Raw genomic sequence first — 12,184 nt, forward strand, 5'->3', positions numbered from 1 at the left:
GCCGGTGCAATGCCGTGCCGCGGGTCTGTCCGTCTTGACACTGCAAGAGCGCGGTCCCGACAATGCGCCACACCACAACCGACGGGAGTGCCCGATGCCATTCGTTCGTCGTACCTTGCGCGCCGCGGTGCTGGCCACAAGCCTGGCCCTCGGCGCCGCCGCCCTGCCCGCACACGCGGCCGGCCTGACCATCGGCCTGTCCGGCGATATCACCTCGCTCGATCCGCACTATCACAACGTCACGCCCAACGCGAACGTCGCCGAGCACATGTTCGAAACGCTGATCGCCAAGGACGAGAAGATGCGCTTCAAGCCGGCGCTGGCGCAAAGCTGGCGCGCGGTCGACGAGACCACCTGGGAGGTCAAGCTGCGGCCGGGCGTCAAGTTCCACGACGGCAGCGAATTCACCGCGCAGGACGTCGTGTTCTCGCTGGCACGGCCGGCCAACGTCAAGAACAGCCCGTCGCCGTACACGATCTACACCAAGGGCTTCAAGGACGTGGTGGCGGTCGACAAGCTGACCGTGCGCATCACCACCAACGGTCCCTACCCGCTGGTGCCGAACGATCTGTCGACGATCTACATGGTGTCGAAGAAGGTCGCCGAAAATGCCTCGAGCGACGACTTCAACAGCGGCAAGGCGATGGTCGGCACCGGGCCGTACAAGTTCGTCAGCTTCCGCAAGGGCGACCGCGTCGAGCTGACCCGCAACGACGCCTATTGGGGCAACAAGCCGCAATGGGACACGGTGTCGCTGCGCATCCTGACCAACGATGCGCCGCGCGTGGCGGCGCTGCTGGCCGGCGACGTGCAGGTGATCGAGAACGTGCCGACCTCGGACATCCGCAAGCTGTCGTCCGATCCCGGCGTGTCGGTATTCAAGGTGCCGACCTTCCGCATGATGTACCTGCATATGGACAGCGACCGCGAGGTCTCGCCCTTCGTCGCCGACAAGGCAGGCAAGCCGCTGCCCCGCAATCCGCTGAAAGACGCGCGCGTGCGCCAGGCGATCTCGAAGGCGATCTCGCGCCAGGCGATCGTCGACCGCGTGATGGAAGGCGCGGCCGAGCCGACCGGCCAGCTGGTCAACAGCTCGCTGTTCGGCCACGTGCCGGGCCTGAAGCCCGATACGGCCGATGCGGCAGCGGCCAAACGCCTGCTCGCCGAGGCCGGCTATCCGGACGGCTTCCAGCTGACGCTGCATACGCCGAACAACCGCTATGTCAACGACGAACAGGTCGCGCAGGCGATCGCGTCGATGCTGACGCGCATCGGCATCCAGACGCGCGTCGAGGCGATGCCGTCGGCGAGCTTCTTCACGCGCGCCAACAAGCTCGACTTCTCGTTCATGCTGGCGGGCTGGGGCGCCGACACCGGCGAGGCAGGCTCGTCGCTGAAGTCGCTGCTGGCGACCTACGACCCCGGCAAGGGCTGGGGCGCCTCGAACCGCGGGCGCTACAGCAACCCGGCGCTGGACGCCAAGCTCAGCGCCGCGCTGACGACGATCGACGACCGCGCGCGCGAGAAGCTGCTGCAGGAGGCCACCGAGATCGGCATCAAGGACTACGGCGTGATCCCGCTGTACTACCAGATCAATGTGTGGGCGGCGAAGAAGGGCCTGACCGTGATTCCGCGCCAGGACGAACGCACCTACGCGTTCAGCATCACGCGCTGATCCCTCATTGCGGTGGGGCCGGAGGCGCAGGGACAGTCGGCATCACCGACTCCGGCACCAGCGAGTAGATCGCCGCGCGGCACGGCACGCCGTGCAGCACCAGCCGGTTGCGCGCGATGCATTCGAGCAGCGCGCCGGTCTTCTCGGCAACGCGGCGGCTCGCCAGATTCTGCTCGGCGGCGACGATCTCGATGCGGGTCAGATGCAGCCGGTGAAAGCCGAAGCAGGCCATCATCCAGGCGGCGCGGGTGGCAAGCCCCTCGCCCTGCCGGCTCTTGCGGATCCAGTAGCCCAGGTTGGCGATGCGGTTCTCGGTCGAGATCTGGTTCAGCGCGACGCCGCCGCACAGCACGCGGCCGTCCTGCGAGTAGACGCCGATGTCGTACGACAGCCCGGCCGCAAGATTCTCCGCGCAGGTATCGATCCACAGCTGCGCGTCGCGCACGCTGTAGCGCAGATGGGCCCATGGCATCCACGGCGCGAGGCTCGCCATCGACTCCTGCACCGCGGCGGCGAACTGCTCCGCGTCGGCCTGTCGAAACGGACGCAGCGAGAACCCGTCGCCCCGCAGGATCGGCACCGTGCTCATCGCGCTCAATCCGAATTGCGGATCAACTCGCCGTCGACGGTGGCCGCACCCGCCTTGACCAGGCCGGCCAGCACCTGCTCGAGCACGTCGGGCAACGGCGCACCGTCCAGATAGCGCCGCCGCACGCGCTCGAGCAGCGGTGCCTGCGCCATCCACCGCAGCAGCGCGTCGCGCGTCATCTGGCGCTGCTCCAGCAGCTTGAACTTGACCAGCACCTTCAGCGCGTGCGCGGCGTTGCGGCGCGGATCGGCGCGCAGATAGTCGAGCCGGCCACGAGCGCGCTCCAGCGCCGCGCCGACATCGGTAAACGGGCTGCCATGGCCGGGAATCACCAGCCGGACGTCCAGCTCGGCGATCCGCCGCAGCACCGCGTCCTGCTCGGCGAAGCCGCTGTCGCCGTCGAGCTCGGGAAAGATCACGCCGAAGCCGTGCTGCCACAGCGCATCGCCGGAGATCAGCATGCGTTCCGCCGGCGCGAACAGCATCACCGCGTGCGGGTCGTGCCCGGGTGCGGCGATGACCTGCCAGTCCAGGCCTCCCATCCGCATCGATTGGCCGTCCTCGAGCAGCGCGTCGAAGGCGAAGCGATCGCACTGCTGGCCGGTGGCGCGATAGCTCAGCGCATCGACGTCCCATTGCGCCACCGCGCGGGCCTCGGCCGCGGGAATCCAAGTGCGAGGTTGCCAGCGCCGCTGCAGCAGCGCATTGCCGCCGCAGTGGTCGGAATGCAGATGGGTATTGATCAGGCGCTTCAACGGCTTGCCTTCCAGCGCGGCCTCGACCAGCGCGACGGTCTGCTGTGCATGGCTGACATAGCCGGTATCGACCAGCACGGTATCGTCGCCGTCGATCAGCAGCACGTTGTTGGCCGACAGCCAGCCGCGTTCGAACACGCGGATGCCGGCGGGCAACCGGTCGACGAATGCGTCCGGCTGGTTTGCTGTGGATTCGCTCATGGGCGCCCCGACTGCACCGTGTCGCCGGTATTGGAGGTATCGGTGGTAGCGGCGGTGTCCGCCATGGCGGCGCGTTGCGGCAGCGTCTGCCAGATCGCGCGCTTGTCTTCGTCGCTGCGATTGGCCCAGCCGGCAATCTCGTCGATGGTGCGGAAGCACCCTTCGCAGTAGCCGTGCTGGCCCATGCGGCAGACATCCCGGCAAGGCGAGGCGACCGGCCTCGCATACTGGGCGGAAAGCGCACGGCGGCGCAGATCGGCGATCAATTTGGCGTCGGCTGGCATGGGGACGAAGGGCCGGAGGCTGATCGACGCAGTGTAGCGCCATTGAGCGGACGGCACAGCCCGGGGGGTCGAGGGCTGCCGCCACCTTCAGCGCCAGGCCAGTACCGGACGATGGTCGGACCGCACGCCATCGACCATGGCGAGGTACTCGCGGCGGGCGTCGCGCCACGCCTGGCGACTGGCCGCGTCCGCCGGGGCACGGGCAAACCAGTACGACACCTTGTCGAGCAGGCGGGCGCGTGCCCGCTCCCGGGCCGGCAGCTCCACGATGGCCTGCCACAGCGTCTGGCGGCAGCGGTCGAAACCGCGCCAATCGATCGGCCTCGCGCCCTTGGGCCCGGATTCCATGTCGACCAGCAGCGGCAGCAAGTCACCCCGTTGCCCGGCTGACAACGCAGGCAGCAAGCGTAACGCATGGCCAACCGTGGCCAGATGAAAGTGCCGCTCGTACGACGGAGCGAAGGGCGCGCGCACCGCGCACAGGGCGGCCAGCATGCCGAGCATGCTGTCAAACGGCAAAGCGCGGACCCATCTCCATACCGCGTCGACGAAGGCCGGGATCGCGTCCTCGGCCCAGGCCCGCCTGGCCGACCTCGCCGCGCCGTCGTGCAGCTGCAGCATGACATCCCCAATGCCGATCAGCGCCGAGAGCGCCGCGGTATCCAGGCGCGCGGCCGTGCCCTCCAGCTGCACCAGGGCTTCGGTCAGCCGGACGAGCCGCGCTTGCCAGCCGGCGTCGAGCGCGATGCCGCAGCCGTGGCACTGCACCGCCACTGCACCGATCAGCGAGGCCTGCAGCGCCGCATTGGGCAACGGCGGCTCCATCGCGGCCAGTCCCACATCGATCCATAGTTGGGGCACCACCCGATTGCGCGAAAGCGCCACGATCCACTGGGCCTGCTGGGCCGTCGGCAGGCAGACCAGCGCGCTGTCCAGCGCATCGCCGTATTGGCCGTAGTCCGCCAGCGTGCGCGCGCGATACCAGAGCGTCAGCGGTTTCAGCAGTCGATGATGGACCGCCAGGTTCAACACCCGCTCGAACAGTTCCATCGTATGCGGGCCCCTGTACAGGAAGGCCGGCAGGTTTGACAGCAATGCCGCCTGCTGCTGCGGCGGCAACGGCGTCAGCCGCGGCAGCAGCATCGATTCCCATTGCGTGGCATCGGCGAGGTAGGTCAGGCATCGCGCGATCTGCCGGATGTCCGCCTCGGCGGCGTCGTCGTGCTGCGACGTCGGCGGCGGCAAGGCGTCCCACATCGCGTTCCAGGCAGCGAGACGGGCGGGTTCGGCCAATAGCGCGAACAGCAGCGCCTCGATCATATGGCGATCGTTGGCCGGCAGCTCGCCGGCATTCTGCAGCCATCTGCCTGCGGCGAGGCGGGCCGTGTTCTTGACGCGCTGGTCCGACAGCGCGGCCAGCGCCTGCAACAGCGCCTTCATCAGAATGACAGCTGCCTGCGTCGGCCATGCGGACGCCGTTGCCAACAGGCGCTCCCATACCGCCATCCCGGCACGGAACGCCGCGTCGCCACCGCGCGGATCGGGCGGAGCGTCTTGCACCAGCACGGCCGGCGCCGAGATCCGGAACAGTGCCGCGAGCGCCTGCGCGCTGGCGCCCGGATCGAGTTCGGCCAGCTCCAGCGCCTGCAGGGCCAACGGCACGGCCTTCGACGGCGGCAAACGGGAAGGCTCGGCAACAAGGCTGGCAAGATCGTCGACGACGCGGCGCCGCTGCACCGCTGGAACCACGCGCACGGCCAGCAGCCAGCAGGACTCCGGCACCAGCAGCGCGCGTACGCGGTCGGTGATCGACAGCGTCGGGTTCCTGTGCAGCGCCAATGCCGCGCCGATCCGTTCGGCCAGTGGCAGGCGCTCGAGCGCGCGGCAAAGATCGACCGCGAGACGCTGGACCTGGCGGCTCTCTTCCACGGCAAGACATGGCTGCCGCGCCAGCTCGGTGGCGAGCACGCGCAGCGGTACCGCGGCGCCGTCGCCGTCGGGAAACGCCAGCTGGATCGCTTCGAGCACACTGCGCAGGCCCGCGCAGCGCTGGCTGGCGGGCAGCTCCGAAACGCGGTCGGCCGCCACCTGCAATGCCTTTGCGCGCGTCGGCCGGTCCGGCTCGACGGCGAACGGCCGTCTCTCCGTTTGCGGCAGCATATGCGCGAGCGCGCGGCGCAGCCCCGGCAGCGTGGTCCACAAGGCCGCCTGCAGCAAGGGCACGCAGTGCGCCGTCGGCTTGGCGAACCGGGAGCAGACCTGCCGCAACGCATGGCAGTCCTGCAGACTGAGCCTCACGCCGATCGCGTGCAGCAACGGCAGCGGCAACGCTTCCAACCGGGACAGCGTGCTGGCGTCGCGCCGATCGCGCACCGCGGCCTGCTCGCGCTGGCATCGCATCTGCTGTTGCAGCGCGCGCGCGGACATCGCGAACATCCAGGATTCCATCTCGCGGCGGTCGCGCCCGGTCAGCTTCCATCGCCGCCCGCCTTCCAGCCGGAACAGCGACCGCACGAGCTCGAGCAGCCGGTCGAGCAGGCGGCGCGGCCGGCCCGCCGCATCGAGGCGGGTCGCCATCCAGGTGTTGTCGTCCAGACGCGCGATCCGGACCGGCTCGCCGCCGCGGAAGCGGAACACGCCGATGGTTTGCGCGCCGCTCGATGGCGCCCGTCCGAGACGGGACAGCGCGGCAATGCTGTCGGCGTGGGTCGGATCGTAGAGGTACTTCGGAGAATCAGGCATGGTCCGTCGTCCGTCTTCAGGGCGCGGCAGGCTCACGCGTTCGCCGCGAGTCCATGGATCGGCGCCCGACCGGGCGCGGCGACCGCGAACGACAGCGCCTGTTGCACGGCAAGCCGCCATGGAAGGACGCAGTTGCGGTCGACTTCGGCCAGGCCGTCGCACAGCGCCGCGTATTCGACCATGCAGTGTCGCCAGCGCAAACGCATGACATCGTCCATCGGCGAATCGATCAGCCAGCGTCCGACCGCGAACAGGATGGGAAGCCGGTTCCGGTCGGGCATCGCATCGCGCAGCAGGTCCCACATGGCGAGGTGCATGGCGCCGAAACCAGCCGCTCTGGCGCTGTCGATACGCGCCACCGCGAGCGCAAGCAGAATGTCGCCACGGCGCCCGGCCGGCACGCTCGACACGCTGCTTCTGACCAATTCGAGCACATGGTGCAGGCTGGGCCTGGACAGGTAGTGGTAGACGTTCGCGTTCTCGGTATTGCGTCCCGCACCCGGATTGCGCAGCAACAGTGCCTGGACGACTTCCGCCCGCATCGACGCTGGCGCGCGTGCGACCCAGCGCCAGATCCGATCCAGCAGCATGATCGCCTCGACAACCTCGCGCGGCGGTGGCTGGCGCAGGCTCGCCGCCATGGCGGCGGTGTTGCCAAGCATCACCATGTCGGTGGCGAACTGGAGTTGGGCCTGTACCGGCGGACTCGCTTCGAGCTCGCCGGCCAGCGTCTCGATGCGGTCCAGCACCGTGGACAACGCGAGACCCGCGCGCGTCTCCTCTTCGCACAGCCTGGCCAGCAGCGAGGCGATCCGGATCCGCACCGGGCCTTCCTCGATGCCCGCCGTCGGCTGCCGCAGCCAGTCCATCGCCAGCGTCGCCGCGCCAGGCGGGCGGCGCGCGTCCTGCAGCAATTCGTACAGCAGACCGAACCGGCTGACCGGGTCCATGCGTTGCAGGATCGATTCCACGCTGCGCTGCTGCGCTTGCGACAACGCACCTGCCGCGTACCACCACAAGGCGGCAAAGGGGCTGTCGTACTGCTGCGCCAGACGCATTGAATCGGCCAGCACCTGCGCCATGCTGCCGGGCGCATCGCGCATGGCCTCCGCCGGCAACATCGACAGCAGCCTGGCGTGCAACCGAGGCGCCAGCTGCGCGCTACCGCCGTGCCCGCCGAGCGGAGCCGGCCAGTTCGCCAGCGACGGCACGCTCCAAAGCATGCCGATCAATCCGCGTGCCAGGCCGATGCGCCGCGCATCATCGTCGTCGACACCGCTGCACCAGTCGGCCCACCTTGCCTCCCAGTAGGCGCCTCGCTCCTCTTCGGGCAGACAGGAGATCAGTGGCGCACCGAGTTCGATCCGCTGCGCGGCCGGCAGCGCGGCCGTTTGCAGCCAGCCGCGAAATGCCGACGCACACGCCCGGCCGGCGGCATCGGGCAGATCGCTCAGACGGGCGCGCAGCCGACGCATCGGCGGCGCGATCAGCGCGGGCGGCAGCGCGCTCGTCCGTTCGAACAATGCTCGCCACCGCGCCTCGTCCTCCTCGGGATTGCCGCCGACGATCCAGGTCTTGCACATGGCCTCCAGGGCGAATGCCTTGCGCCGATCGCGATCCGGCTCGTTGCTGGCCGTGCCGGTCCTGTCGATGGCGCCGAGCATCGCGTCCCACGCCTCGGCCCGCGGCGGCTGCGCGGACCACTGGTCGGGAAACCCCTGCAGCAGCGCCTCGCAGACGATCCATGTCGCCCGGGCCCATTCGGATGCCGGAAGCCGGCCGACGACGGCGAACCAGTTCTCGGCGGTGCAACCCAGCGCGGTGAACGCCCGCCGCGCTTCCCGCGTGCGGTGGCTCGCCAGCACGGCGGCCAACGCCGGATATCGATGTTCGGCCGGCAGTGCGTCGATCAACCGGCCGAGGCGGCTTTCGGTCGCGTCGCGGTCGGAGTCGCGTACCGAATCGAGGGAGCGGGCGATCGCGGCGAGCGCACGGGCGCGCAGGCCGGCCACATGAAGGCGCTCGGCGGTGTCGAGCAGTACCTCGCATGCCGGCTGCCGCTGCGCGGGCAGCAGAACATGGACGCGTGCCGCGAGCGCCGACACCAGACTGCCATGGCTGGCCATCGGCACGGGCCACTCGGGATCCTGGCGCCGCTGCCAGCCGGCCATGTCGTCGAGCACGGCCAGCATCGCCGACAACGTCGTGGCTTCCGCCGCGCCGCGCATGGCGCGCGCGACCAGCGCCTGGCTGGCGGTGGAACGCCTTGCGTCCTTGCTGACCGCCGCCACGGCCAGTACCTGGTCCGGCTCGAGGAATCGGCAGACCTGGCGCCAGAAGAGCGGATGGATGCAGGCGGGTGCAGGCGCAGGTTCCGGTGCGGGTGCCGGTGTTGCAGCGATGTGGCGCGTCGGCGTGCCGGCCTTGTTATTGTTGTTGCCCCCTTGGGCCGACCACCACGCCTGCTCGATCCCGCTTCGTTGCTCGATGATGGTACGGGCGTCGCGCCGGCCAATGGCCCAACTGCGGCCGCCTTCCAGACGCAGCAGGCTGCGCAGCCAGTAGATCAGTCTCGACCATGGCGAACCGAACCGGGCCGGCGGATCGCGTTCGGCGCGCACGGGCTGGTCGTGCAGCCATACGATCCTGACGCTGTAGGCGTGCTCGAAGACGGGGCGCAGGTGTTCGATGTCTTCGAATTGTCGCGGCGGCAAGCCGTGGTAGACGTACTTGTACGAGTCGGGCATGGCGTTCGGACATGGAGTGAATCAAGACCGCCCCGTATCGGGGTGCCCGCAGGGCGAAGGCGCACCCTGCGGACCTGCACGGTATTGTTCCCATGCCGAACATGGCTGCTTGCCAAAACGGCGGCAAACCCAAGCGTTTGGGGCGACCGATCTACCTGGGCGCGGCGGCCGCCCGTTCGCGCTTGGCGGCGACCTTGTCGTTGAAGCGCGCCGCGTCGATCAGATGGCGCTCATGCACCCCTTCGGAAATCTTGTCCTCGCCATCCCAGGCGGACAGCTCGAAACGCAGCTTGCGCCCCTCGATCGCCGTCAACACGCCCTTGACCGTGACTGTCATGCCGGCCGGCGTCGGCGCCAGATGCGTGAAGCTGACCAGCGTGCCGAGCGATTGCTCGCGTGGCCAGTCCAGGTATTCACGCAGCATCTGCAGGCACGCGCACTCCATGATGCCGACCATATAGCCGGTCGCCAGCACGTCGGGCATCTCGGGACAGCCGGGGACGTCGTCGTAGAGATTTGGCACCGTGGCCTTGGGCGGCACCGTATAGCGCCAGGTGAACGCCAGGCCGGGTTTCAGATCGGGGCTCATGCCGAACCCTCCTGCGCCACGTCGGCCACTTCCGCGCCGGTGATGGCCTGCAGTTGCTGCGGGGTCAGGTTGAACACCGCGTGCGGATGGCCGGCGGCGGCCCACAGGCTGTCATGGCGGAACAGGTCGCGATCGAGCAGCATCACCGGCGCGACCGCATGGCCGATCGGGCAGACGCCGCCGATCGCATAGCCGGTCTTCTCGCGAACGAAGCGGGCATCGGCCTTGCCTAGCGCGCCGACGCGCGCGGCGACCTTGGCCTCGTCGACACGATTGCTGCCGCTGGCGATCACCACCACCGGCGCGTCGTCGTCCAGCCGCCGAAAGACAATCGACTTGGCGATCTCGGCAACGGAGCACCCCAGCCCGGCAGCGGCCTCGGCCGAGGTCTTGCCGGTCGACGGCAGCATCACGATCGGCTTGTCATGGCCCAGCTCGGCGAGCAGGCGCGCCACGCGCTGGGCGGATTCGGGCAAGGCCGCCTCGGCGGCGGTGCCTTCGGACAACGACAAGGGTCGGGCGAGGTTCTGCATCGGGCTTCGGTCTCCGCGCGTTGTGGTTTCTTGTCTGGATCGGACTGGCTTCAGATGCCTTCAGACGCCTTCAGACGCAGGCCGCGGCATTGCCTTCGGCCTTGTCGGCCGCCCACTTGGTCAGCAGTGCGCGGCCGACCCGCGAGTTGTTGGCGCGGCCGATCGCCTGCGAGATGAAATCGCCGGCGCGCACCACCTGCTCCAGGTCGATGCCGGTGCGCACGCCCATGCCATGCAGCATGTAGAGCACGTCCTCGGTCGCGACATTGCCGGTCGCGCCCTTCGCATAGGGGCAACCGCCGAGGCCCGCTACCGAGGCGTGGAAGATCTGGATGCCGACGTCGAGGCTGGCGAGGATGTTCGACAGCGCCTGGCCATAGGTGTCGTGGAAATGGCCGGACAGGCGGTCCAGCGCAAACTCGGCGGCGGCGGCGCGCATCACTTGCTGCACGCGGGCCGGCGTGCCGACGCCGATGGTGTCGGCAATGTCGATCTCGTCGCAGCCGAGGTCCCGCATGCGACGGACCACGTCGACCACCGCCGCCACCGGCACCTCGCCCTGGTACGGGCAGCCCAGCGAGCAGGAGATGCTGCCGCGCAGGCGGATGCCCTTTTCCCTGGCCGCGGCCGCCACCGGCTCGAAGCGTGCGATCGATTCCGCGATCGAGCAATTGATGTTCTTCTGCGAGAAGGCCTCGCTGGCGGCGCCGAAGATCACCACTTCGTCGGCGCCCGCGGCGACCGCGCCCTCGAACCCTTTCATGTTCGGCGTCAGCACCGAATACAGTGTGCCGGGCCGGCGCTGGATGCGCGCCATCACCTCGGCGCCATCGGCCATTTGCGGCACCCATTTGGGCGACACGAACGAAGCCGCCTCGATATTGACGAAGCCGGCCTCGGTCAGGCGGTCGATCAGCGCGACCTTGATGTCGGCCGGCACCATCGCCTTCTCGTTCTGCAGGCCATCGCGCGGCCCGACCTCGACGATCTTCACGTAGTTGGGTTGGTTCATCGCTGCTCCTCGTCTGGTGGTGGCCGCCGCTCGCGGCGGCGGTCCGGTTTTATGTGGCGCGCCGCTCAGTAGCCGCGCTGCAGGTCGACCACGCCGGCGATCGGCTGGCCGGCCCGCAGCGCGCGGATCTTGTCGGCGATCTGCGCGATGCTGTCCTCGCGCAGCGTCAGCGCCGAGATATGCGGCGTGATGGTGATGCGCGGCTCGCGCCAGAACGGATGTTCGGGCGGCAGCGGCTCGGTGCGGAACACGTCGAGGGTCGCGCCGGCGATCTGGCCCTGCTGCACCGCGGCCAGCAAGTCCTCTTCGACCAGGTGCGGGCCGCGCGCGACGTTGATCAGATAGGCGCCCTTGGCCAGCCGGTTCAGCAGCGCCGCGTCGATGATGTTCTCGGTTTCGGGCGTCAGCGGCAGCACGTTGACCAGCACGCGCAGCCCGTCGAGGAAGGTGGTCTGCCCGGCCTCGCCGGCATGGCACTGCACGCCGTCGACCATCTTCGGCGAGCGGCTCCAGCCACGCACCGGGAAGCCGAACGACGCCAGCGTGCGGGCGATATGCGCGCCCAGCGTGCCGACGCCCATCACGCCGATGGTGAAATCGGCGCGCCGATTCGGCTTGAGGAATTTCCAGGTGCCCGCCTGCTGCTGCGCCGCGTAGTCGTCGAGCCGGCGGAAATAGCGCAGCACCGCGTGGGTCACGTACTCGGCCATCTGCGCGCCCATGCCGGCGTCGTCGAGCCGCACGATCGGCACGCCGGCCGGCAGCGCTTCGGGATCGGTGTCGCGCAGCCGCAGGATGCCGTCGACGCCGGCGCCCAGATTGAACACGGCCTTCAGGTCCTGGCGTCCCTTCAGCATCTCGAGGGGCGGGCGCCAGACCACCGCATAGTCGACCGGCTGTCCCTGGCTCTCTTCCCAGGTGACGCACTGCGCCTCGGGCAGGGCCTGCGCAAACCCCTCGATCCACGGCGCATAGCGGCCGTCGGGCACGTACAACTGCAGCTTCATTGCTTCTCCACGTCTTTGGTCTTGTCCCGGCGTATTGTCTCAGACTCCGT

The 12,184-nt window shown here is 69.1% G+C and carries 10 protein-coding genes; 1 reads left to right on the plus strand and 9 read right to left on the minus strand.

The genetic code is table 11. The annotated features are described in order from the left end of the window. Window positions 1-94: 94 nt before the first annotated feature. Window positions 95-1,675 carry an ABC transporter substrate-binding protein gene (locus LRR16_RS12850; RefSeq protein ID WP_232206170.1) on the plus strand — a complete coding sequence of 527 codons (1,581 nt, stop codon included), beginning with the start codon at window positions 95-97 and terminating at the stop codon, window positions 1,673-1,675. 4 nt (window positions 1,676-1,679) lie between these two features. Here the strand turns inward: LRR16_RS12850 and LRR16_RS12855 are convergent, their stop codons facing one another. From LRR16_RS12855 to LRR16_RS12895, 9 genes are all read right to left on the minus strand, one after another. Then, complete coding sequence (locus LRR16_RS12855) at window positions 1,680-2,264, minus strand: GNAT family N-acetyltransferase (protein ID WP_006577539.1); 585 nt, start codon at window positions 2,262-2,264, stop codon at window positions 1,680-1,682. A 5-nt stretch (window positions 2,265-2,269) separates the two neighbouring features. Further along, complete coding sequence (locus LRR16_RS12860) at window positions 2,270-3,220, minus strand: MBL fold metallo-hydrolase (RefSeq protein WP_232206171.1); 951 nt, start codon at window positions 3,218-3,220, stop codon at window positions 2,270-2,272. After that, the gene (locus tag LRR16_RS12865; RefSeq protein WP_232206172.1) at window positions 3,217-3,504 is read right to left on the minus strand and encodes a DUF1289 domain-containing protein; all 288 of its coding nucleotides are present in this window, start codon (window positions 3,502-3,504) and stop codon (window positions 3,217-3,219) included. The genes LRR16_RS12860 and LRR16_RS12865 overlap by 4 nt, the downstream gene beginning before the upstream one ends. Before the next feature lie 87 nt (window positions 3,505-3,591). After that, a complete protein-coding gene (locus LRR16_RS12870; RefSeq protein ID WP_232206173.1) occupies window positions 3,592-6,246 on the minus strand; it encodes a hypothetical protein in 2,655 nt (884 codons plus the stop codon). Window positions 6,247-6,278: 32 nt separating this feature from the next. Beyond that, on the minus strand, window positions 6,279-8,993 hold the full coding sequence (locus LRR16_RS12875) for a hypothetical protein (RefSeq protein ID WP_232206174.1): 2,715 nt from the start codon (window positions 8,991-8,993) through the stop codon (window positions 6,279-6,281). A 151-nt stretch (window positions 8,994-9,144) separates the two neighbouring features. Beyond that, window positions 9,145-9,582 (minus strand): thioesterase family protein, encoded by a 438-nt coding sequence (locus tag LRR16_RS12880; protein ID WP_023264838.1) that lies wholly within the window; start codon window positions 9,580-9,582, stop codon window positions 9,145-9,147. Next, window positions 9,579-10,115, minus strand: coding sequence for a YbaK/EbsC family protein (locus LRR16_RS12885; RefSeq protein WP_006577544.1), 537 nt, complete (start codon window positions 10,113-10,115; stop codon window positions 9,579-9,581). Before LRR16_RS12885 ends, LRR16_RS12880 begins: the two co-directional genes overlap by 4 nt. Window positions 10,116-10,185: 70 nt before the next feature. Beyond that, the gene (locus LRR16_RS12890; RefSeq protein ID WP_006577545.1) at window positions 10,186-11,127 is read right to left on the minus strand and encodes a hydroxymethylglutaryl-CoA lyase; all 942 of its coding nucleotides are present in this window, start codon (window positions 11,125-11,127) and stop codon (window positions 10,186-10,188) included. A 65-nt stretch (window positions 11,128-11,192) separates the two neighbouring features. After that, window positions 11,193-12,134 (minus strand): glyoxylate/hydroxypyruvate reductase A, encoded by a 942-nt coding sequence (locus LRR16_RS12895; protein WP_006577546.1) that lies wholly within the window; start codon window positions 12,132-12,134, stop codon window positions 11,193-11,195. Between the last annotated feature and the right edge of the window lie 50 nt (window positions 12,135-12,184).

The organism is Cupriavidus sp. UGS-1 (assembly GCF_021213615.1).
In the GTDB taxonomy this organism is placed as follows: Bacteria; Pseudomonadota; Gammaproteobacteria; order Burkholderiales; family Burkholderiaceae; genus Cupriavidus.